The sequence below is a fragment of the Methylophaga marina genome (assembly GCF_030296755.1).
Taxonomy (GTDB): Bacteria; Pseudomonadota; Gammaproteobacteria; order Nitrosococcales; family Methylophagaceae; genus Methylophaga; species Methylophaga marina.
Genome location: NZ_AP027741.1, coordinates 838598 through 861680, shown reverse-complemented (window position 1 = coordinate 861680; position 23083 = coordinate 838598). Strand labels below are relative to the sequence as shown.

General features: G+C 40.6%; 19 protein-coding genes, 2 tRNA genes and 4 pseudogenes. 24 read left to right on the top strand and 1 reads right to left on the bottom strand.

Annotated elements, in window-relative coordinates:
• The gene (gene cysS / locus QUE24_RS04370) at positions 1–1392 is read left to right on the top strand and encodes a cysteine--tRNA ligase (protein WP_286305428.1); all 1392 of its coding nucleotides are present in this window, start codon (positions 1–3) and stop codon (positions 1390–1392) included.
• Positions 1393–1432: 40 nt separating this feature from the next.
• On the opposite strand, the gene folD is transcribed toward cysS, so the two are convergent.
• A complete protein-coding gene (gene folD / locus QUE24_RS04365; protein ID WP_286305427.1) occupies positions 1433–2290 on the bottom strand; it encodes a bifunctional methylenetetrahydrofolate dehydrogenase/methenyltetrahydrofolate cyclohydrolase FolD in 858 nt (285 codons plus the stop codon).
• Positions 2291–2430: 140 nt separating this feature from the next.
• Here folD and QUE24_RS04360 point away from each other — a divergent pair.
• From QUE24_RS04360 to QUE24_RS04255, 23 genes and pseudogenes are all read left to right on the top strand, one after another.
• A tRNA-Pro gene (locus tag QUE24_RS04360) sits at positions 2431–2507 on the top strand.
• A 37-nt stretch (positions 2508–2544) separates the two neighbouring features.
• Positions 2545–2621 (top strand) — tRNA-Arg (locus QUE24_RS04355).
• A gap of 849 nt (positions 2622–3470) precedes the next feature.
• A complete protein-coding gene (locus tag QUE24_RS04350) occupies positions 3471–5702 on the top strand; it encodes a TonB-dependent receptor (protein WP_286305426.1) in 2232 nt (743 codons plus the stop codon).
• A gap of 49 nt (positions 5703–5751) precedes the next feature.
• Complete coding sequence (locus tag QUE24_RS04345; RefSeq protein ID WP_286305425.1) at positions 5752–6180, top strand: Fe2+-dependent dioxygenase; 429 nt, start codon at positions 5752–5754, stop codon at positions 6178–6180.
• Positions 6150–6218: pseudogene (locus tag QUE24_RS15770) on the top strand (PKHD-type hydroxylase); the annotation flags it as partial. The gene QUE24_RS04345 and the pseudogene QUE24_RS15770, both read left to right, overlap by 31 nt.
• Positions 6219–6284: 66 nt before the next feature.
• Entirely contained in the window at positions 6285–6434 is a 150-nt protein-coding gene (locus tag QUE24_RS04340; RefSeq protein WP_286305424.1) for a 2OG-Fe(II) oxygenase family protein, read from the top strand.
• A gap of 2 nt (positions 6435–6436) precedes the next feature.
• Positions 6437–7543, top strand: coding sequence for an alpha-hydroxy acid oxidase (locus QUE24_RS04335; protein WP_286305423.1), 1107 nt, complete (start codon positions 6437–6439; stop codon positions 7541–7543).
• Between the two features lie 257 nt (positions 7544–7800).
• Positions 7801–8820, top strand: coding sequence for a dTDP-glucose 4,6-dehydratase (gene rfbB / locus QUE24_RS04330; protein ID WP_286305422.1), 1020 nt, complete (start codon positions 7801–7803; stop codon positions 8818–8820).
• Positions 8817–9700: pseudogene (gene rfbA / locus QUE24_RS04325) on the top strand (glucose-1-phosphate thymidylyltransferase RfbA). Before rfbB ends, rfbA begins: the two are co-directional and overlap by 4 nt.
• Positions 9701–10249 carry a dTDP-4-dehydrorhamnose 3,5-epimerase gene (gene rfbC / locus QUE24_RS04320; protein ID WP_286305421.1) on the top strand — a complete coding sequence of 183 codons (549 nt, stop codon included), beginning with the start codon at positions 9701–9703 and terminating at the stop codon, positions 10247–10249.
• Entirely contained in the window at positions 10249–11127 is an 879-nt protein-coding gene (gene rfbD, locus QUE24_RS04315; RefSeq protein ID WP_286305420.1) for a dTDP-4-dehydrorhamnose reductase, read from the top strand. The genes rfbC and rfbD overlap by 1 nt, the downstream gene beginning before the upstream one ends.
• Positions 11128–11207: 80 nt before the next feature.
• Complete coding sequence (locus QUE24_RS04310; RefSeq protein WP_286305419.1) at positions 11208–11594, top strand: hypothetical protein; 387 nt, start codon at positions 11208–11210, stop codon at positions 11592–11594.
• On the top strand, positions 11591–13120 hold the full coding sequence (locus tag QUE24_RS04305) for a polysaccharide biosynthesis protein (protein ID WP_286305418.1): 1530 nt from the start codon (positions 11591–11593) through the stop codon (positions 13118–13120). Before QUE24_RS04310 ends, QUE24_RS04305 begins: the two co-directional genes overlap by 4 nt.
• Before the next feature lie 72 nt (positions 13121–13192).
• Positions 13193–15058, top strand: coding sequence for a glutamine--fructose-6-phosphate transaminase (isomerizing) (gene glmS / locus QUE24_RS04300; RefSeq protein WP_286305417.1), 1866 nt, complete (start codon positions 13193–13195; stop codon positions 15056–15058).
• Between the two features lie 4 nt (positions 15059–15062).
• Positions 15063–16231 (top strand): annotated as a pseudogene (locus tag QUE24_RS04295) (nucleotide sugar dehydrogenase).
• Positions 16232–16693: 462 nt separating this feature from the next.
• A complete protein-coding gene (gene gmd, locus QUE24_RS04290) occupies positions 16694–17812 on the top strand; it encodes a GDP-mannose 4,6-dehydratase (RefSeq protein ID WP_286305416.1) in 1119 nt (372 codons plus the stop codon).
• A 72-nt stretch (positions 17813–17884) separates the two neighbouring features.
• Positions 17885–18777, top strand: a pseudogene (locus QUE24_RS04285) (GDP-L-fucose synthase family protein); the annotation flags it as partial.
• 16 nt (positions 18778–18793) lie between these two features.
• Entirely contained in the window at positions 18794–20113 is a 1320-nt protein-coding gene (locus QUE24_RS04280; protein ID WP_286305415.1) for a flippase, read from the top strand.
• 2 nt (positions 20114–20115) lie between these two features.
• A complete protein-coding gene (locus QUE24_RS04275; RefSeq protein ID WP_286305414.1) occupies positions 20116–20751 on the top strand; it encodes a hypothetical protein in 636 nt (211 codons plus the stop codon).
• 318 nt (positions 20752–21069) lie between these two features.
• Entirely contained in the window at positions 21070–21534 is a 465-nt protein-coding gene (locus tag QUE24_RS04270) for a DUF268 domain-containing protein (RefSeq protein ID WP_286305413.1), read from the top strand.
• A complete protein-coding gene (locus QUE24_RS04265) occupies positions 21521–21766 on the top strand; it encodes a hypothetical protein (protein ID WP_286305412.1) in 246 nt (81 codons plus the stop codon). The genes QUE24_RS04270 and QUE24_RS04265 overlap by 14 nt, the downstream gene beginning before the upstream one ends.
• The gene (locus QUE24_RS04260; RefSeq protein WP_350226609.1) at positions 21733–22149 is read left to right on the top strand and encodes an FkbM family methyltransferase; all 417 of its coding nucleotides are present in this window, start codon (positions 21733–21735) and stop codon (positions 22147–22149) included. The genes QUE24_RS04265 and QUE24_RS04260 overlap by 34 nt, the downstream gene beginning before the upstream one ends.
• 160 nt (positions 22150–22309) lie before the next feature.
• Positions 22310–23062: an alpha-1,2-fucosyltransferase gene (locus tag QUE24_RS04255; protein ID WP_286305411.1), complete on the top strand. Its 753-nt coding sequence runs from the start codon at positions 22310–22312 to the stop codon at positions 23060–23062.
• Positions 23063–23083 lie beyond the last annotated feature (21 nt).

The following is a 23083-nucleotide window of genomic DNA, read 5'->3' as shown; positions in this document are numbered from 1 at the left end:
ATGCTAAAAATCTATAACACCCTTACCAGACAGAAAGATGTTTTCACTCCCATACATGAAGCAAAAGTCAACATGTATGTCTGCGGTATGACGGTCTACGATTTATGTCACGTTGGTCATGCAAGGGTAATGGTTGTTTTTGATGTTGTGACCCGATACTTACGTGCACTGGGTTATAACGTGACCTACGTGAGAAATATTACGGATATTGACGACAAAATCATTAAACGTGCAGCAGAGAATGGCGAATCTATTCAATCTTTGACTGAGCGTTATATTGAAGAAATGCATAAGGATGCAGATGCTTTGGGTGTTCTCAGACCTGATCTTGAGCCTAAGGCAACTGAATCAATGGCAGAAATTCTGGCGATGATTGAGACCTTGATGGACAAAGGGCTGGCCTACAAAGCCGATAATGGCGATGTGTATTATGACGTCAGCGAATTCGACAGTTATGGCAAATTATCTGGTCGTAATATTGAAGACTTACGCGCTGGTGAACGAATTGCAGTCAATGAAGCAAAAACAGATCCTCTCGATTTTGTTTTGTGGAAAGCGGCCAAAGCTGATGAACCTGCCTGGGAATCACCTTGGGGGGCAGGACGACCAGGTTGGCATATTGAATGCTCAGCGATGTCAGCACACTGCTTGGGTGAGCGGTTTGATATTCATGGTGGTGGACAGGATTTACAATTCCCTCATCACGAAAATGAAATAGCACAATCTGAAGGCGCTCACGATTGTCAGTCAGTCAATTACTGGATGCATAATGGCTTTGTTCGTATAGACGATGAAAAAATGTCTAAGTCTCTGGGCAATTTCTTCACGGTGCGTGAAGTGTTAGAGCTGTATCCGGCCGAGGTGATTCGTTATTTTATTCTCTCGAGTCATTATCGTAGTCCTTTGAATTATGCCGAAGATCAACTGGATCAAGCCAAATCTGCATTAACCCGCTTTTACACGACTTTGCGTGAAGTGGATACGGCAGAAAGTGTTCGTTGGCAGGATGATGAGGAATACGGTCAACGATTCAAATCGGCTATGGATGATGATTTCAATACCGCATTAGCGCTGTCAGTGATGGCTGATGTCAGACAAGCGATAAACAAGGCAAGAGAGCAAGGTCAATCAGATAATGTGGCTTATCTTGCTGGCCTGTTGTCATCATTTGGTGATGTACTTGGTTTGTTTCAGCAAGATGCAGACAAATTCCTGACCGGAGATGGCGACTCTGATCAACAAGCTGATTATATCGATAACTTAGTGGTTGAACGTAATCAGGCCAGAGCGGATAAAAACTGGGCTCGTGCTGATGAGATTCGTGATGAGTTGACGGAAATGGGTATCGTGCTTGAAGATGCGGCAGGTAAAACCAGCTGGCGTCGTGTGTAGTGAATATAAGCGCCTGCTTTTTTAGCAGGCGCTTACAGAGCTAGTCTTTGTGCAAAGTTTCTGCAGCAAATAAGGTATTTTCCAGAAGTGTCGCCACGGTCATAGGACCGACACCACCCGGTACGGGTGTTATCCAACTGGCTTTTTCTTTGGCTTTTTCAAACTCTACGTCACCCGTGAGTTTGCCATTTTCCAAGCGATTAATACCGACATCAATGACGATGGCACCTTGTTTTATCCATTCACCAGGAATGAAACCCGCTATACCTACGGCGACCACTAATAAGTCAGCACGACGCACTTGTTCTTCCAGATTATTTGTCCAGCGATGACAAACGGTGGTAGTGCAGCCAGCCAATAATAATTCCAGTGCCATAGGCCTACCAACTATATTAGAGGCACCTACTACCACAGCTTCGAGACCTTTGAGATCGACTCCAGTGGTGCGCAGTAGGGTAATCACTCCCTTTGGTGTACAAGGTCTGAGTTGTGGATTACGTTGAGCAAGACGGCCGATATTATATGGATGGAAGCCATCGACGTCTTTATGTGGGGCGATTCGTTCAATCACCGTTTCCGCAGAAATGTGTTGAGGCAAAGGTAACTGCACCAGAATGCCATCTATATCGTCATCTTGATTTAATTTATCAATTAGAGAGAGTAACTCTTCTTCGGTCGCTGTTTCTGGAAGATCATAGGCTTCAGATTTGAATCCAATTTCTTCACAGCTTTTTCGTTTGCTACCTACATAGACCTGCGATGCCGGATTAGCGCCTATCAATATGACCGCAAGACCTGGACGACGTTTTCCTTCTGCTAATCGTTCTGCCGTCGCTAATTTCAATTGTTGTTTCAGGTCAGCTGCAACTGCCTTGCCATCGATAATCTTTGCGCTCATTCATCATTCCCGCTTATGCAAAAGCGGCTATGATCGCATGATGTGAGCTGAACAGCAAAAAATATCAAAACAGTGATTGACTCTTAAATTCTAACCACGTATTATTTCGCCTTCTTCGGGGATGACTTCTCGAATTAAGTCGGGGCATAGCGCAGTCTGGTAGCGCATCTGGTTTGGGACCAGAGGGTCGGGAGTTCGAATCTCTCTGCCCCGACCACTTCTTAACTTATGTCCTCGCTTAGTATAAATCATATGCGCCCGTAGCTCATCTGGATAGAGCATCGGCCTTCTAAGCCGAGGGTAGCAGGTTCGAGTCCTGCCGGGCGTACCATCTTACAAGCCATTCCCAGCGATTTCGTAATCTCATCACTTTCGCCATAGCCGATAGCCTAAGCTCTCATTCTTATTCAATTAATCATTGCTATTTGCACATCACTCTATCGTTTATGGTTTTTAATATTTCTCACTTTAGATGTTTGGGTGAATCTCTTTACTTCTATTCCTGTGAGGACTCTGCTCTAGCCCTCATTCTCTCTATTGCATAATGAAAATCTGCAAAGCAAATAATATCATCTGCTAATATTTTGCACTGAATAGTCCTTATTAACACGATATTCCTTATCCAAGATCTGGTTGTATAAAAAAGTAAGTCATGAAATTAGCATTATCTTTGCTTGCAACTCTAAAGGATAATCATTATTATTACCGCCTTCGATTTGTCGCGTGCGTCATTAAGGTCTACAAGTTTGCTAGTAGGAACACTGATATTTAATTTAAATAGATTGATATGTCAGGGTTATGAAGGTATTGAGCCTGGCTGATTAATGGAGAAAAGTCAGTCATAGTGGTGTAGCTGAGCTCAATTCTGCTTATGTAGCTTGTCAATGCAGTAAAAGTAGGAATTAATTTTCTGGCGGTACTGATTAGGTTGATAAAGTCCTAAGTATGAGTTTGAGCATCTCATCAATAGCGTTTTCTAGTTGGTCAGAAGCCACTTTTGATCTAAAACTAAGGCTTTGTTCTTCTGCCTTAAGCTTAAGTAACTTTGCGCTAAGTTATAGTCCGACTCAATCTGCAATTACTAGACTTGATTCCCTGTCAGGGAAAGCGATGAATCATTTTTAATATTATATTGAATACTAATTGTTCGTATCTTAATTTATAGGGTGAAGGAATCTTAATGGCAAAGAAAGAGACAAAATTGGGGCGTAGTGGCTTTACTCGTCGAGCCAATAGTCAAAAATGGGTGATGTCGACATTGGCTATGGCACTATCATCAGCAATGACAACACCAGCCTTTGCTGAAGAAGTCGATCTCGATACTGTTGTTATCGAGGGAGACAAATCTACTGCAGAAAGTAGTCCTTACGCAGAGCCTGATGCGCCTTATAAAGCCAACCGTTTATCTGATAACAAGCGTACGCGCGACATTGCCGAAACGCCACAAACCATGACTGTTTTGACAAAAGAGTCGATTATCGACTCAGGTAAGACAGAATTAAAAGATATTCTGAGCGCACAGCCTGGCATTACATTGGGTACGGGTGAGGGCGGTAATTCTTTCGGTGACCGTTATATTATTCGAGGCTACGAAGCACGTAATGATGTATTCACCGACGGTTTGCGTGACCCAGGCCTTATCACCCGTGAAACTTTTGCGCTTGAGCAAGTTGAAATTACAAAAGGTCCTAGTTCAACTTTTGCAGGGCGTGGGTCTACGGGTGGTGCCGTAAATAGCGTGACTAAAAAGGCGAGCCTGGATGATGACTTTACAACGCTATCGGGTGGACTGGGTACGGATGAATATCAGCGCTATACCTTGGATACGAATAAAGTGCTAAGCGATGACTTCGCTGTTCGCTTTAATGCTTTATACAGTGAGGCAGATGTCCCTGATCGAGATCCAGCAGAAAAACGACGCCAAGGTGCTTTGTTGTCTGCAATTTATCAGCCGACCGATGAACTTAGCCTGACAGCAGATTATTATCACTTTCGTGCCGATGATCGAACGGATCCGGGTGTTGCTCTGGATCGAGATACCAACAAAATACTTAAGTATGATTATGTTGGCCAGGACGGACTAGACTTCCAACATTCCAAGGCAGATATTTTTACATTTGGTTTTGATGTTGAGTTAACAGAGGGCATGCGATTAGAAAATAAATCTCGTGTTGGTAAAACTGAAAACGAGTATATCGTGACTGCCTATAGTGCTCGCTCAGCAGGTACGCGATCATTCACCGGTTGGCAGGAAAATGATTACCTTGGCAACCAGACAAACTTAATTATCGATCAGAATCTTTGGGGCAAGCGCCATACGATAGTTACAGGTATTGAATTTGCTAAAGAAGAAATGGATGCCGGGAATTATGATGTTAACCCATCGAGCGTAGCGGTTGACCCATACAATCCCAACAATAATGCTTGGTCGGGTACGGCTAGTAGAAACGATGCATCGACTCAGTTAGAGCTGAAGACAGTCTCTGCTTATTTGATGGATACAATCACCCTGAATGAAGATTGGGAAGTCTTCGCTGGGATTCGTTACGATTATTTCGATTATGATCTGTGGACAGCTGCTAGGAATGGTCGCGGAGGACCTCAAGCTGAAATGGATCGTAGCTACAGCGATGGTTTCTGGAATGGTCACACCGGCGTTGTATTCTCGCCCTGGAAAAACGGTAATATCTATGCCAGCTGGAGCACTTCTTCCAATATCAATGGTGGTGAAGCTGATGCTGGTGGCAGTTGTGGTTATGGTGGTTTGTGTTCAGACTCTGATGGCAACTACAAGAGTGCGGATCCTGAGCAGTCTACCAATTTAGAAATTGGTACCAAATGGAACCTGCTTGAGAACAACTTGTTGTTAACAGCTGCGGTGTTTCAAATCACTAAAGATGACGTTATTGAAGGTGGGAATGACTCATATTCAGGTGGTGGTAGTCTTAACACGGGTGAAAACCGTGTTCGTGGTATCGAACTTGGTCTATCGGGTAACATCACAGATAGGTTGAGTGGTCAAATGGGGCTTGCTTTGATGCATTCAGAAACACTGAAAGCCTTTGATCCTGCTGATGAAGGTAAACCAAAAGCTAACTTCGCGAAACGTAGCTTTAATGGTCAATTAAAATATCAGGCCACGCAAAAATTCGCCTTTGGTGGGGTGGTGACCTATTCCAGTGGCATGTTTGGCGGACAGCCAGATGCGGCCGCTAATACTGATATCAGTATTCCTGGATATATTGTTTATGATGCCTTTGCTTCTTATGAAATCAACGACAACATGACAGTCCGTGCCAATATTCTTAATTTGTTTGATAAGGATTACTATACTGCGTTATATCGAGGTGGCAGCATCGTCTATAAAGGTGATGCAAGAAGCGCCAATGTCAATCTGACCTATAAGTTCTGATCAGGTTATGATAACGGGCCTTCGGGCCCGTTTTTTTGGAGCTAATGACATGCTAATGGTTATACCTGAGGTGTTCTCAAAAACTGATCTCAGTAAACTCAATGAACACTTAGCAAAAGGAGAATGGCTTGATGGTAAGATAACTGCTGGAGCGCAAGCCAGCGCTGTTAAACAGAATCAGCAGTTGGATGAAAGCTCAACACTCGCACATCACCTCGGCGATATTGTGTTGGATGCACTAGCTCAACAACCTCTATTTATGTCGGCTGCCTTGCCACTTAAAATCTTTCCTCCGATGTTTAATCGATACCAAGGTAAACAAACCTATGGTAACCATGTCGATAATGCCATCCGTTTTGTACCAGGCACACCAACGCGTGTACGTAGCGATCTTTCTGCTACCTTATTTCTGAGTGAACCTGACGATTATAAAGGGGGGAACTGGTTATTCAGGAGCAATTTGGTGAGCAGAACATAAAACTTAATGCAGGGGATCTCATTCTGTATCCTTCAAGTAGTCTGCATCAAGTTAAGCCTGTCATTGATGGCGAACGCCTTGCTTGCGTTATGTGGATGCAAAGTATGGTTCGTGACAATGAGCAACGTCAGATCTTGTTTGATCTGGATCAGAGTATCCAATCATTAACGACACAACATGAGCACCAACATCAGGATATTATGCGTTTAACCAACATCTATCAAAACCTGTTAAGACAATGGGCTGAGACGTAAGTATGGAAAAATCATTAAAGACGCCGCTAAACTCGATACCACAGGACTTAGTGTGTGCTGCTGACTATGCTCGCTATGCGAAACAACATTTAAGTCATGCTGTGTATGAATACGTTGTCGGTGGCGGAGCTGATGAAATCACCTTGAGACGTAATCGCCAGAAATTAGATGAGTATTTCATTCTACCTTCCGTGTTAAAGGATTGTACAAAAGGGGGAACACATACCACCGTGCTTGGACAGCCTTTTCGTCACCCTTTGATGTTAGCCCCTGTCGCATTTCAACAGCTTGCTCATCCACAAGCTGAGTTAGCGACAGCAGAAGCTGCCAATCACTTAGAGACAGGCATGATAGTCAGTACACTAGCGACACGTTCTCTCGAAGATATTGCTGCAAGTAGATCCCAAACGAAATGGTTTCAGCTCTATTTTCAGCAAGATAAAGAGTTTACGCTGAGTTTGGTCAGACGTGCAGAGCAGGCTGGTTATAGTGCTTTAGTTGTCACTGTCGATGCTTCTCTGCATGGCATCCGTAATCGTGCTCAGCGTGCTGGCTTTGTCTTGCCTGAAGGTGTGGAGGCAGTGAATCTTAAAGATCGGCCTCCTCTGCCAAGACAAAGCTTTGAACCCAGTCAGAGTGTTGTTTTTCAGGGCATGATGAGTGAAGCACCAGTTTGGGAGGATATTCGTTGGCTGCAAAAACAGACGACGCTTCCCATTATCCTGAAAGGCATTCTGTCACCCATCGATGCCGTGCAAGCCCGAGAGTTGGGACTAGCTGGCGTAGTGGTGTCAAACCATGGTGGTCGCACGCTGGATTGCGTGCCATCATCCATTGAGATGTTGCCTGTCATAAGAGAAGCGGTGGGTACTGATTTTGTGGTTCTTTATGATGGCGCTGTAGAACGTGGTACGGATACTTTTAAAGCGCTGGCTTTGGGAGCTGATTTAGTTTGTCTCGGGCGGCCGCAATTTTACGCTTTGGCAGTAGCGGGGGCACTAGGCGTTGCCCATTTATTGAGGATTCTACGCGAAGAGTTGGAAGTGACGATGAGCTTGGCTGGTACCCCAACAATCGAGAGTATTACTTCTCATTCACTTCAATATTAAACTGGCCTAAACAAGTTCTTACTGTAATAAATAGTGACTAACAAAATATCGTTCTTAATGTAGATAGCTTTTACGTAGCTTTGCATTCATTGAAATGATGTGTCGACATTCGTAAAAAACACAGCTTCTGCGTTGCTTCCAGTTCTCACTAATGCTACTTTTAGCTGGCAAATATTCAATTCACTCAATATAGAAGAGCTATCTGTGTCAAGGAAAACACTTTTTGTTACCGGGGGGCTGGATTTATTGGTTCAGCCTTGATTCGTCGTCTTATCGAAGTTAGTGATTACCACATTATCAATATTGATAAACTGACCTACGCAGGTAATCTGGAGTCACTTCTACCTGTTGCTGACAATCCGCGTTATCATTTTGAACAAGCCGATATCTGTGATGCGGAAAAGATGAATGCTTTGTTCAAGGAGTATCAGCCTACTGCAATCATGCATCTAGCGGCAGAATCACATGTCGATCGCTCGATAGACGGACCCGCTGATTTTGTGCAAACCAATTTAGTGGGTACCTACGTTTTATTAGAAGCGGCCAGACAGTACTGGAAAACGCTTGATAAAGACGCTGCGGCACAATTTCGTTTCCATCATATCTCCACCGATGAGGTATACGGCACCTTAGGTGAAACAGGCTTGTTTGAAGAGACAACACCTTATCAACCAAATTCACCCTATTCAGCGACCAAAGCAGGGAGTGATCACTTGGTTCGTGCATGGCATCACACCTATGGTCTACCCGTTGTCATGACCAACTGCTCTAATAATTACGGTCCCTATCAGTTTCCTGAAAAATTGATTCCACTGATTATCAATAATGCATTGGTGGGCAAACCCTTACCAGTCTATGGCAAAGGCGATAATATCCGTGATTGGTTGTATGTGGATGATCACGCGGATGCCTTACAGCTTGTTTTGGAACAAGGGAAGCTGGGCGAAAGCTATAATATTGGCGGCTTTAACGAACATACCAATCTTGATGTTGTGCATCGTGTTTGTGACATTCTGGATGAGTTATTACCCGAATCTGAACATTGTCCTCATCGAGATTTGATTACTTTTGTCACGGATCGCCCTGGTCATGATCAACGTTATGCGATTGATGCCACTAAAATCAATCGTGAATTAGGTTGGACACCAAAAGAAACATTTACTACTGGCCTACGTAAAACAGTGGAATGGTATATCGACAACCGTGAGTGGAATGAGCGTGTCATGGATGGTAGTTATCAACAAGAGCGCTTAGGGTTGGGAGAACAGGCATCATGAGTCAACGAAAAGGGATTATTCTTGCCGGTGGCAGTGGTACACGACTTCATCCCGTCACACAGTCTATTAGTAAACAGTTACTGCCTGTGTATGATAAACCGATGATTTATTATCCATTATCGACACTGATGCTGGCAGGCATGAGGGAAATCTGCATTATTTCAACCCCCAAGATACGCCACGACTCCAGCAATTATTAGGGGATGGAAGCCAGTGGGGACTGGAGTTAAGTTATGTGGTACAGGAAAAACCAGAAGGGATTGCTCAGGCATTTACCCTAACAAAATCTTTTATTGGTGACAGTAGCACGGCTTTAGTGCTGGGCGATAACGTTTATTATGGCCATGATTTAGCGGATTTAATGTCGGAAGCGGATGACAGACAAAAAGGGGCAACGGTGTTTGCCTATCCGGTGTTTGATCCAGAACGTTATGGTGTGGTCGAGTTTGATGATGCAGGAAAGGCATTAAGTATCGAAGAAAAACCGACAAAACCCAAATCCCGCTATGCTATCACTGGGCTGTATTTTTACGATAACCAGGTTGTCGATATTGCAGAAAGTCTCAAACCTTCAGCGCGTGGGGAGTATGAGATAACGGATGTGAACCAACACTATTTAGACAAGGGTGAGTTGCACGTGGAAGTCATGGGCCGGGGCATGGCTTGGCTGGATACAGGCACACATGATTCGTTACTTGAAGCATCACAATTTATTCAAACCATAGAAAAACGTCAGGGGTTGAAAGTGATGTGTCCTGAAGAAATTGCTTATCGTCAAGGTTACATTGATGCGGATCAGCTTCTAGCATTAGCTAAACCATTAGTAAAAAGTGGCTATGGCGATTATCTGATGAACTTAATTCACGAAAAGATTTATTAAATGCAAGTTATTGAAACGACACTGCCGGATGTGAAAATTCTTAAACCCAGAGTTTTTGGCGATGAACGAGGGTTTTTTATGGAAAGCTTCAATAAAAAACAATTTGAAGCACTCACTGGCGTGGACACCGAATTTGTCCAAGACAATCACTCAAGATCTTCACAAAATGTTTTACGTGGTCTGCATTATCAAATCCAACATGCGCAAGGTAAATTAGTACGAGTGATTTCAGGCGAAGTGTATGATGTGGCTGTGGATTTGAGACAGTCATCATCGACGTTTGGTCAATGGGTAGGGGTTCATCTCAAAGCAGAAAATCATGATATGTTGTGGGTGCCGCCAGGCTTTGCCCATGGCTTTTTTGTATTAAGTGAATCTGCCGATTTTTTATATAAAACCACAGATTATTATGCGCCGGAACATGAACGCTGTTTGTTATGGAATGATCCCGCCTTGGATATCGATTGGCCTTTGTTAGGTAAATCGCCATCTCTATCTGCGAAAGATCAGCAGGGAGCACATTTTAACGAAGCGGAATTCTACGATTAATGCGTATTTTAATAACGGGAAAGTATGGTCAGGTAGGGCATGAGTTAACAAGAAGCCTGTCTTGTCTTGGTGATGTTGTTACCACAGACAGTAAAACACTCGATCTAAGCAAGACAGAAGAGTTAGCTGAAAAAGTAGAAAAATTGGCACCTGATTTAATTGTCAATGCGGCAGCCTATACAGCTGTTGATAAAGCTGAGACCGAACAAGAACTGGCATATAAGGTCAATGCTCTTGCCCCACAGATATTAGCTGAAGTAGCCAAAAATCGTGATATCCCGCTTATTCATTACTCAACCGATTATGTATTTAATGGCTGTAGTGATAGAGCCTGGACCGAAGACGCGGAAACTCAGCCGCTCAATGTGTATGGCAGAACAAAATTGGCGGGTGAATTGGCTATTAGTAATGCCACAGATAAATATCTGATCTTCAGAACCAGTTGGGTCTATGGTGCAAGAGGGGCTAACTTTCTCAATACGATGAAAAGGTTAGCGATTGATAAAGTGCAGTTATCCATTGTTCACGACCAGGTCGGTACACCAACATGGGCTCGTCACATCGCTGATGTAACGGCGCAAGTCATTTCGCAAAGTCACCAACAAACAGACTTCTGGCAGAACCATAGCGGTGTATACCATCTATCTGGTGCCGGTCGTGCCAGTTGGTTTGATTTTGCCCAGCAAATATTTAATTTAATGGCTGCACAAGGACACTCAGTGCCGAAGCTTCATCCTATCACTACGCGTGATTATCCAACGCCGGCAAATCGTCCAGCTAATTCTTTACTCGATAATACAAAGTTAAAACAACATTTTGACCTTGCTTTGCCAGACTGGCAAACCACACTGGAGTGGGTAATGAGCGGAGAAGAGTGATAATCTTCTGTCTTCTTGAAGTGTATTAGCCAAAACTTGCTGAGTGTATTACGTTGACATACCCATCAATTGTAAAAAAAATGGGCCTATGGTTTTTGAACAGACCTCGGCCAATAAAAAGAACGATCAGTGTCATACTGGATTTTTTAGCCATCCCATTCTCATTATGGTTAGCTTTTTCTCTACGCTTAGGTGAGTTTTATATTCCGCCGAACAAGCAGTTGTGGATCTTTGTTCTTGCCCCCGTTATTGCCATCCCCATTTTTATAAAATCAGGTTTATATCGGGCGATTATTCGTTACATCGGCATGGATGCTATCTGGACTATTGCTAGGACGGTATTGCTGTTTACCTTGATTTTTTCTGTCATCGTGTTGACCGCTGATGACTTGGCCGGGTTAGTGCCCAGAACGGTTTATGCCATTCAAGCAATCATTTTGATGTTGTTTGTAGGGGGAGTCGCATGATGGCGAGATGGTTGATAGTGAAAAGCGATCATCATCTCTGGAAAGAGCTCAATGCAGTTCGTTATATTCCACCTGTCTTAATTTATGGGGCTGGGCGAGCTGGTGCACAAGCCGCAGCATTGATGAAATTAAGTAATCAGATGCGTCCCGTGGCGTTTATTGACGATAACGCAACATTGTGTCGACAACAAATTAATGGCATGACGGTTTATGGTGTTGACCAGCTTGCCAGGCTGATTGAACGTTTTAAGGTCAGAGACATTTTACTGGCAATGCCATCGGCGGGTCGTCGTCGCAGAAGTGAGATATTAAAACTGCTGGAGCATTATCCTGTCCACGTCAGAACATTACCTGATTTGATGGATATTGCAGAAGGACGCCTGGAAGTTTCTGATATTCAGGAAGTGGATATCGCTGATTTATTAGGTCGTGAACCTGTAGCACCGATTAATAATTTGTTAAGCAAAAATATCACGGATAAAGCGGTGATGGTGACCGGTGCTGGTGGTTCTATTGGTTCAGAGCTTTGTCGGCAAGTTATCCATTTATCGCCATCCTGTCTGGTTCTTTATGAAGCCAGTGAAATTAATCTTTATCAAATTGAGCGTGAACTGGCGTCATTAGCTTTAGATATTCCTGTTTACTCTATGCTGGGAACAGTGCTCAATCAGCAGCGTGTTGAGATGGTATGTCGGCGTTTTGGCGTGAATACGATTTATCATGCAGCGGCCTATAAACATGTGCCAATTGTCGAGAGAAATACCAATGAAGGTATCCGTAATAATGTGTTTGGCACACTGCATTGCGCGCAGGCTGCGATTGATGCCGAGGTGGAGACTTTTGTACTTATCTCAACCGATAAGGCTGTTCGTCCAACCAATACCATGGGGGCAACAAAGCGCTTTGCAGAGTTAGTGCTTCAGGCCTTTGCCGAATCAAAAACGTTGTATAACAAAACACGCTTTACCATGGTCAGGTTTGGTAATGTCTTGGGGTCATCGGGATCTGTGGTGCCATTATTCCGAGACCAGATTGCCAAAGGCGGACCGGTAACGGTGACTGACCCTGAGATCATCCGCTATTTTATGACAATTCCTGAAGCTGCAGCCTTAGTTATCCAGGCTGGTGCCATGGGCAAAGGTGGTGATGTCTTTGTGCTCGATATGGGCGAACCGGTCAAGATTGTTGATTTAGCCAGACGCATGATCCATTTAAGTGGGTTCACCATACGTGACAACGAGAACCCAAATGGTGATATTGAAATTGCCTATACTGGTCTCAGACCCGGTGAAAAGCTTTATGAAGAATTGCTCATCGGTGATAATGTATCGGCGACCGAACATGAGAAAATAATGCGGGCAGAAGAATGTGTGATTGAGTGGCCAGCTTTGGTCACAATCATTCGAGAACTGGAACTCGCTAACAAACATGATGACTGTCAAAAAGCACGAGCTATATTGCTAGACACGATTGATGGATTTATTCCTCAATGTGAGTTAAGTGATTGGCTGGGGAACGATGTCTAGAAGTGCATTCTTTATATTGCCAGAGTCTCAGTTAAACTATACTGGTGCTGTATTTCAAGAGGATTTAATTTAGTGTGTGGAATAGTCGGCGGAATCGCTGAAAGGAATGTTAGCCCCATCTTGATGGAAGGGTTACGAAGACTGGAATATCGCGGTTATGATTCGTCTGGAATGGCGCTGCTTGATGATGTCAACGCAATGCATCGTGTTCGATCTTTGGGAAAAATACAACAACTTCAGGATAAAGTTGATCAATTAAATGCCCCGTTTACTGGTCGAATCGGTATTGCTCACACACGTTGGGCGACACACGGAATACCTTCTGAAAATAATGCTCATCCACACATTTGTAACAATCAAGTGGCGGTCGTACATAATGGTATTATTGAGAATTACCAATCATTAAAACAAAAACAACTTGCTCAAGGCTATCGCTTTACTTCTGAAACCGATACTGAAGTGGTTGCACATGAAATTCACGCAGAGCTCCAACAGGATAATGATCTTTTACAGGCGGTTTTGCGTTCTCTGAAAGTCTTTGATGGGGCCTACGCTCTAGGCGTAATGGATAAGTCTCATCCAGATATGCTGGTGGCTGCCAGAAAGGGAAGTCCACTGGTTATAGGTATTGGAATTGGTGAGCACTTCATTGCTTCGGACGTCTCGGCGTTGCTTCCCGTTACACAGAATTTTATTTTTCTAGAAGACGGTGATGTTGCCAAGTTAACCCGGGACAAGGTCGAAATTTATAGTGCGGCAACAGGTGAAGTAGTTGAACGCCCTGTAAAACAGTCAAGCCTGAATATTACGTCGGTTGAGCTGGGTGAGCATCGCCATTACATGCACAAAGAGATCTTTGAACAGCCCCAAGCCGTGATTGACACGTTAGAAGGGCGTATCACACAGGATCAGGTTTTGGTATCGAGTTTTGGCCCCAAAGCTGAGCAAATCTTTAAAACGGTTGAGCAAATTCACATCATCGCTTGTGGTACCAGTTATCACGCGGGTATGGTCACTAAATATTGGATGGAAGACATTATCGGTTTGCCATGTCAGGTTGAAGTGGCCAGTGAGTTCCGTTATCGCAATCCGGTGATTCTGAATAACACGTTGTTTGTAATGATAAGTCAATCAGGCGAAACCGCTGATACACTGGCTGCACTGCATCAGATTAATCACTATAGAAAAGTCCATGATTTAGATGGCATTACTTCCTTAAGTATTTGTAATGTAGCAGAGAGCAGTCTGACACGTGATGCTGATATGACTTATCTGACGCATGCCGGGCCCGAAATTGGTGTGGCGTCAACCAAATCATTTACTACTCAGCTTGTTGTACTGGCTTTACTGCTCACAAGCTTAGGTAAAGTCCAAAAAAGATTAAGTAAAGAGCGTGAATCTATGATCGCAGGTGGTTTGCAGAAACTACCTAATTTGATTCGTATGGCCCTCGAACATGAAGAGGAGATTCGTGATATCTCCCAGTTATTCGCAGATAAACAACATGCTTTATTTCTAGGACGTGGCACGATGTTTCCGATTGCTCTGGAAGGGGCTTTAAAGTTAAAAGAAATCAGTTATATTCATGCAGAGGCGTATCCTGCAGGTGAACTGAAACATGGTCCTTTGGCTTTAATCGATGAAACCATGCCAGTTATTGCTATCGCCCCTCTTGATGATTTATTGGAAAAGTTAAAATCCAATTTACAGGAAGTCAAAGCTCGAGGCGGGCAGATGATTGTGTTTGAAGATGAACGCAGCGATATCAGTTCAGAGACCAGTTTCAAAGTAGTGAAAGCAACGACCAATGTCGGTCGAATTACCGCACCTATTACTTACAATATCTTATTGCAGTTATTGTGTTACCACGTTGCCTTAATCAAAGGCACTGATGTGGATCAACCGAGAAATTTAGCGAAATCCGTTACAGTTGAGTAAAAATATGAAAATAGCAATCGCAGGGACAGGGTATGTTGGCCTTTCACTGGCCGTCTTATTAGCTCAAAAGCATCAAGTCGTGGCTTTAGATATTATTGAGGAGAAGGTAAACCTGCTCAATAACAAAAAATCGCCAATCGTTGATGCTGAAATTGAAGATTTTTTGCAAAATAAAACACTAGATTTTCGGGCGACACTGGATAAAGCGGATGCCTATAACGATGCTGATTACGTCGTCATTGCCACACCAACCGATTACGACCCGGATACCAACTATTTCAATACAAAGTCTGTAGAAGCGGTTATTCAGGATGTAAAAAGTATCAATCCTGATGCTGTGATGATAATTAAGTCTACTGTACCAGTTGGGTATACTGCAGAAATTAAGCAACGTTTTGGTGTTGATAATATTTTCTTCTCACCAGAGTTTTAAGAGAAGGCAAAGCGCTTTACGATAATTTATATCCTTCACGGATTGTTGTTGGAGAGAAAAGTGAGCGTGCAGAAACCTTTGCTAAGTTACTGGTTGAAGGCTCGCTTAAACCGGATGTCTCCGTTTTGGTGACTGACAGCACAGAAGCCGAAGCGATTAAGTTATTCTCGAATACTTACCTTGCTATGCGGGTGGCGTACTTTAATGAGCTTGATAGTTACGCAGAAGCACACGGTTTGGACTCACGTCAGATTATCGAAGGTGTCGGTTTAGATCCACGCATTGGTAGTCACTATAACAATCCTTCATTTGGCTATGGTGGTTATTGTTTGCCTAAAGATACTAAACAGTTATTGGCAAACTATGAAAATGTACCGAATAACATCATCAAAGCAATTGTTGATGCCAATACTACTAGAAAAGACTTTATTGCCAACTCGATTATCAACAGAAATCCCAAAGTTGTCGGCATTTACCGTTTAGTGATGAAGTCAGGTTCTGATAATTTTAGAGCTTCAGCTATTCAAGGTGTAATGAAACGTATTAAAGCCAAAGGTATCGAGGTTATCGTTTATGAGCCTGTACTTGAGGATGCTGAGTTTTTCAGATCAAAAGTTGTGAATGATCTCAATCAGTTTAAATCTCAGGCGGATGTAATTTTAGCTAATCGCGTCACTGAAGATATTATCGATGTGAAAGATAAAATCTATACACGAGATTTATTCGGTGGTGATGCTTAGAATGAGAAATTGATCACTGAGTAAACGTTTTATTAGTTATAAGATAAAGAAGTGGCATGGATGCCAATATGAAATATCTGAGTAGACTGCCATGGATGGCGGGGAAATTTTATTTCTGGCATCTGTGCCACCCAAGTAAGCCGAGCTAAACGCATAGCTATTGGGATGAGTTTTCACTTTCTTATAAAATTTCCTATCAAGTCATGTCTATGCTCATCTTCTCCTATTCATAAAACTTATATCTGGTTTCGCAAAAGAATACTAATGTCATGAATCTCTATGGCAGGGTAAGTTTAACTTTAAGTTTAAACAGCTTATAACTATTTATTTTCTATAAAAATATAAAATAAACTTTGATTGTTCAGAGGTATTATTAATACTAGTTCTGAATGATAACGTCATTCCGTTTATACTTAGCCGCAATTTTAAACAAATATTTAAGAAGAACAATCAGGATAGTCAATGAGTAAAGTTGCATTAATCACTGGCATTACAGGGCAAGATGGATCTTATTTAGCCGAGTTTTTACTTGAAAAAGGCTATATCGTTCACGGGATAAAACGACGTGCGTCAAGTTTTAACACACAACGCGTCGATCATATCTATCAAGATCCTCATGTCGATAATAAAAACTTTATATTGCACTACGGCGATTTAACGGACTCATCCAACCTGACTCGCATTTTACAACAAGTTAAACCTGACGAAGTATATAACCTAGGTGCGCAGTCTCACGTCGCAGTCTCTTTCGAGTCACCTGAATACACAGCTGATGTTGATGCGATGGGTACGCTTAGACTTTTAGAGGCTATTCGATTGTTAGGTCTTGAAAAGAAAACACGCTTTTATCAAGCATCTACTTCTGAACTTTATGGTTTAGTGCAAGAAATTCCCCAGAAAGAAACAACACCTTTCTATCCTCGATCCCCTTATGCTGTTGCTAAACTCTATGCTTACTGGATCACGGTCAACTACCGCGAGTCTTATGGCATGTATGCCTGCAATGGCATTTTGTTTAATCACGAATCTCCCCGCCGTGGTGAAACCTTTGTCACACGTAAAATTACCCGTGGTTTAGCGAATATTGCTCAAGGACTGGAAAAGAAGTTATACATGGGCAATATGGATGCATTGCGTGACTGGGGGCATGCAAAAGATTATGTGCGTATGCAATGGATGATGTTGCAACAAGACAAGCCAGAAGATTTTGTTATAGCCACCGGTGTGCAATATTCAGTTCGACAATTTATTAGCTGGTCAGCACAGGAGTTGGGCATCACGCTAGAGTTTGAAGGCGAAGGTACTACAGAAAAAGCTATTGTTGTCTCAATCGAGGGTGAAAACGCTCCTGCTCTGAGTATTGGTGATGTCATTGTCGAAGTTGATGAACGTTATTTCCGACCTGCTGAGGTGGAAACTTTACTGGGTGATCCTGCTAAGGCTAAACATGAATTAGGGTGGGAACCAGAAATTACCGTGCAAGAAATGTGTGCTGAAATGGTTGCTGAAGATCTTAATATTGCAAAACGTCATGCCTTACTGAAATTACATGGCCATGAAGTACCTGTGAGTGTTGAATAAATTATGAGCCTGAATATTTTTGTCGCTGGTCACAATGGTATGGTGGGATCAGCAATCATTCGTCAGTTAGAAAAAGACAAAAGCAATCGCATTATCACTGCAGAACGTCGTGATTTAGATTTAACGAATCAGCAAGCAGTTAATCATTTTTTTCAATCTAATCAGATTGACCAAGTCTATCTCGCTGCTGCAAAAGTGGGGGTATTCATGCCAATAATGAATATCCTGCTGAGTTTATTTATCAAAATCTGATGATTGAAGCCAACATTATCCATGCTGCTTATCAGAATGATATTCAAAAGTTATTGTTTTTAGGGTCATCATGCATATATCCCAAAAATGCAGAGCAACCTATGAAAGAAGATGCATTGCTCACTGGAATTTTAGAGAGCACTAATGAACCTTATGCAATAGCAAAAATTGCCGGTATTAAATTATGTGAAAGCTATAACCGACAATATGGGCGAGACTACCGTAGTGTGATGCCGACCAATCTTTATGGAGAAAATGACAATTTCCATCCAGAAAACTCCCATGTCATCCCTGCCTTGATCCGACGTTTTCATGAAGCAAAAACCAATGGCGACAAGCAAGTTATTGCCTGGGGCAGTGGTAAACCAATGCGTGAATTTTTACATGTTGATGATATGGCTGAAGCATCAGTATTTGTAATGAATTTAGGTATCAATGAGTATAAGAAACAAACTCAACCCATGCTTTCGCACATCAATGTTGGAACAGGTGTCGACTGTACTATTCGTGAATTGGTTGAAACAATAGCAGAAGTTATAGGATACCAAGGGGAGATTGTGTTTGATACGTCTAAACCAGATGGAACTCCAAGAAAATTGATGGACGTTTCTAAGTTAGAAATGATGGGGTGGAGATATCAAACATCTTTAAAAGTGGGGTTAAAGAAAACTTACGACTGGTATATAAGTGGTCATCTACATCTCAGACAGTAAAAGTATCTAGATAATTGTGTTAAAAAAAATATTATCTTTGCATCTGCATAAAGGTTTTCTGCGTTATTGGAAGAATTTTTCTTGGTTGATGGCAGAGAAAATCTTACGGATGTTTGTCGGACTCACAGTTGGTGTTTGGGTAGCAAGATACTTAGGTCCTGAACAATATGGTTTATTGAGTTATGCACAAAGCTTTGTTTTTATCTTTTCTGCATTAAGTACACTAGGCTTAGATAGTATTATTGTTAGAGAGTTGATTAAAGATGACTCCAGAAGAGACTTGATACTTGGTACGGGTTTTTATTTGAAGTTGGTTGCGACTATTCTAGTCTTACCTATTCTAGTCGTTACAGTTTCATTTTCAGATAATGATTTTGAGACTAACTTATTAATACTTATTATTTTTTCTTCAACTTTATTTCAAAGTGTGAATGTGATTGATTATTTCTGTCAATCTACAGTAATGTCAAAATATGTAGCCTATGCAAATAGCATCAGCTTATTCTTCTCTAGCATAGCAAAAGTTATTTTCATAATTTATCAATTCCCATTAATAGCTTTTGCAGCGCTGGTTGTCTTTGATGCAGTTGTTGTTTCAATAGGGTTATTATTTTTTTACCAGAAAAGGTTGAAGCTTAGCCTACAGTCTTGGTCTTTTGATTTTCAAGTAGCAAAATCACTCCTAAAATATTCTTGGCCAATGATACTTAGCGGAATAGTTTTAACTATTCAAGCGAGGATAGATCAAGTGATGATTAAACAGATGGTAGGGAATACGGAGGTAGGCTATTATTCAGTTGCAATGAGGCTTATTGAGTTATTTGCATTTATACCTATTATTTTAAAAGATACGCTCTATCCATCTATTCAAAATGCAAAAGCATATTCAGTCGATTTATATACACACCGTCTTTTAAATTTTTATCGGTTAAATTTTATTCTTTTTATCATTACAGCTGTTCCTATATATCTGTTTTCTGAATTTTTAGTTGTATTTCTCTTTGGGGAGGCTTATCGGCCAGCTGGAATATTACTTGCTCTAATGGCCATTAGACTCTTTTTTGCGAATATGGGGGTGGCCAGAGGTGCTTTCATCACTGCAGAGAACTTATTTAAGTTTTCTTTACTTACGATGATTACCGGAACAGTTGTTAATATTACATTAAATTATTTTCTAATTATGAAATATCAAGCGATAGGAGCAGTAATCGCAACTATTATTTCTTTTTTTATAACAATTTATTTATTAGATTATATATATTCAAAAACAAGACGAAATGTTGTTTTGCAAATTAAAAGTATTTTCACTTTCTATAAAATTAATGTTAGGAGTTAAATGTGGGCTTGGTAAATTTTGGAATACCTGATCGAGAGACAGAATATTTAAAATCAGCTCTCAATCTAAATGTCTTTGTAGAAGGTGGTACTTATCGTGGCGGTACAGCTCAAAAGATGAGCCACACTTTTAATAAAGTTATTACGATTGAAAAGTCTGATGCTATGTATGAACAGGCTAAAGAAAAACTTAGTAGTATTGAAAATATAACTATGCTCAAAGGTGACACTAGAGAACATTTACATCATATTCTAAAAGAAAATGACAATATTTTGTTTTGGCTTGATGCTCATTGGAGTGGTGGAGAAACATACGGTGAAAATGACGAATGCCCACTTATATCCGAGTTAGAAATCATTTTTAGTTATGAAAAAAATCATGTTATTTTAGTAGATGATGCTAGATGCTTTCTTTCACCACCTCCAAAGCCACATAATTACAATAACTGGCCATCTCTTATTGATATTATGCATGTATTACCAAGGGATTGGGAGATGGCAGTATTTGAAGACGTAATATACATCTTTCCACACACAGTGAGTTTAGGATTTAAAAAACTACTTCAAGATTTGATAACTCATCAGTCAAAGAGCTCATCTACTTTATTATCATATCTTTTTCAGAAGGTTGGGATGTAAATTGGTTAGGGAGTATTTAAAACGAAGTGAGAAATTAAAGTCTGTTTATTTTTTTATAAGAGGAGCCTTCTCTTTTTTTAGGTTTAGACCAGTATTGTTAATCAAACAATATTACTGGTTTCTACAAGATTTCAACTTGTTAAGTCAACAGAAAAAAATAAACAGTTTAAAAAAATAGAATGGTTTCCTTGTCTTGCTGATAACGTTGGATACACACCACTAGAACCAACTTATTTTTTTCAAGATAGTTGGGCTGCTAAACATATCTTTCAATTAAAGCCTGATCATCATTATGATGTAGGAAGCTCAGCAAAAACGATGTCTATACTCTCCCAGTATGTACCAGTTACAATGATTGATATAAGGCCTATAGAACTAAAGTTGAATAATCTTTATTTTAAAAAAGGTTCTATTTTGAACTTGCCCTTTCAGAATAACTCAATTGAAACACTCTCCTCACTGTGTGTTATTGAACATATTGGATTGGGTAGATATGGCGATGAAATAAATTCATTTGGTAGTGAGGATGCTATAAAGGAATTAAAAAGAGTTCTGAAAGTCGGGGGGATAATCTTGTTTAGTGTCCCTGTTGATAATGAAAATAAAATTTACTTCAATGCTCATCGTGCATTTACGAGACACTACGTATTGAGTTTATTTCAGAACTTCAAAGTTTTGGATGAAAAATATCATTACGGAATGGCTATGTATGATGAATATGAACCATCCAGAGGGTTTGGAACAGGTTTATTTATGTTAGAAAAATTATATGATGATTGTTAATACAGGATTTGTTAGAAGAAAAATTAGAGCAGCGTCACTGAGGATTTTTAATTTTATTGAAAATAATGGCTGTGCTGATTTTTATAAAAACGGCGAAGAAAAGTTTCTAATGGATTTATTAGAACATTTTTCAAAAACAGAGCCAAAGAAAGTTATATTTGACATCGGAGCTAATGTTGGAGATTACTCTGCACTTGCATTAGAGCTTGCCAGAAAAAAAGGGTTGATATAGAGCTACATCTTTTCGAGCCTACTAAGAGCTGTTTTACTACGTTAGAAAAAAGATTTAGAAAGAATAACAATAATCTGAAACTGAATAATTTTGGGGTATCTGACGTCAATAGTGAAAGTGTGATCTTTTACGATCAAGAGCAAAGCGGTATGGCTTCAATTTATCAAAGAAATTTAACTCACTATAACTTGCAATTAGATCTGAAAGAAGAAATACAACTAAGGCGTTTAGATAATTACATAAATGAGCATGATATTGCGCATATTGATTTTATTAAAATAGATATTGAAGGTCATGAATTAAGAGCTCTTGAGGGGGAGGGGATTATATTGATGGTCGATATATTGATTACATACAGTTTGAATATGGTGGTGCGAATTTAGATTCTTGTATTAGTCTGATGGATATATATGCTTACCTTGAGTCCAGAAATTTTCTTATAGCTAAGATAATGCGTAATGGGATAGAACTAAGAGAATATAGACCATATATGGAGCATTTTGAGTACTCAAATTACGTAGCTATATCGAAAAATATTTTAAGATGATTTTTTTTATTTCTGATGGTCGACTTGGTAATCAAGCTTTCCAATACGCATTTTTAAATAGTATTGCAAAATCAAATGAAAAGATTATATGCGTGAATATGACCCAATTTTTTGAGCATTTTGACTTTAAAAATGAAAATTTTTCTTTTCTGCCCGAGTCAAGACTGTTAAGTTTCTTTTTCAGAAAAATGTTATCGAGAGTTCTAACTCTGCTTGTGAAACTCAAGATGATTAGTTCTGCCGAACAACAAACAATATCTGGTAAGCCACTACCCAAGGTAAGTTTTTCAAAAGGGGTTCTTCCTTTTACTTTTGTTAAACTAGGTTTTTTTCAATCCGAACTTCTTTTAAGAAAAGACAAAATAGACTTTGTAATAAAAAATAAATATTACTTAGTAGCGTTAAAAATTCTGAATAGCCTTCCTCAATCTAATAAAGTTTTTGTTCACATTAGGAGAGGAGATTATTTAGATGAAACTTATAATGGTCAAAAAGGTTTAGCATTGCCTAAACAATATTATCTTGAAGCGATGACAGAAATTGAAAGATCTGTAGCTAATCCATTTTATGTTTTCTTAACTGATGATCCAGGCTATGTAGAAGATGTTTATGGTTATATCTCAAATAAATATATATCCAGGGAAAGTTTGGGAGTAGATTTTGCAATAATGGGACTTTGTGATTACGGCATTGTCTCAAATAGTAGTTTTTCTTGGTGGGGGAGCTTTTTCTCTAAGGAAAAAAATTAATTATATTTCCCATGTATTGGT

Coding starts and splice junctions, on each gene's coding strand:
- cysS (WP_286305428.1), top strand. CDS start 1: ATGCTAAAAATCTATAACACCCTTACCAGACAGAAAGATGTTTTCACT.
- folD (WP_286305427.1), bottom strand. CDS start 2,290: ATGAGCGCAAAGATTATCGATGGCAAGGCAGTTGCAGCTGACCTGAAA.
- QUE24_RS04350 (WP_286305426.1), top strand. CDS start 3,471: ATGGCAAAGAAAGAGACAAAATTGGGGCGTAGTGGCTTTACTCGTCGA.
- QUE24_RS04345 (WP_286305425.1), top strand. CDS start 5,752: ATGCTAATGGTTATACCTGAGGTGTTCTCAAAAACTGATCTCAGTAAA.
- QUE24_RS04340 (WP_286305424.1), top strand. CDS start 6,285: ATGGTTCGTGACAATGAGCAACGTCAGATCTTGTTTGATCTGGATCAG.
- QUE24_RS04335 (WP_286305423.1), top strand. CDS start 6,437: ATGGAAAAATCATTAAAGACGCCGCTAAACTCGATACCACAGGACTTA.
- rfbC (WP_286305421.1), top strand. CDS start 9,701: ATGCAAGTTATTGAAACGACACTGCCGGATGTGAAAATTCTTAAACCC.
- rfbD (WP_286305420.1), top strand. CDS start 10,249: ATGCGTATTTTAATAACGGGAAAGTATGGTCAGGTAGGGCATGAGTTA.
- QUE24_RS04310 (WP_286305419.1), top strand. CDS start 11,208: ATGGGCCTATGGTTTTTGAACAGACCTCGGCCAATAAAAAGAACGATC.
- QUE24_RS04305 (WP_286305418.1), top strand. CDS start 11,591: ATGATGGCGAGATGGTTGATAGTGAAAAGCGATCATCATCTCTGGAAA.
- gmd (WP_286305416.1), top strand. CDS start 16,694: ATGAGTAAAGTTGCATTAATCACTGGCATTACAGGGCAAGATGGATCT.
- QUE24_RS04270 (WP_286305413.1), top strand. CDS start 21,070: ATGTCTATACTCTCCCAGTATGTACCAGTTACAATGATTGATATAAGG.
- QUE24_RS04265 (WP_286305412.1), top strand. CDS start 21,521: ATGATGATTGTTAATACAGGATTTGTTAGAAGAAAAATTAGAGCAGCG.
- QUE24_RS04255 (WP_286305411.1), top strand. CDS start 22,310: ATGATTTTTTTTATTTCTGATGGTCGACTTGGTAATCAAGCTTTCCAA.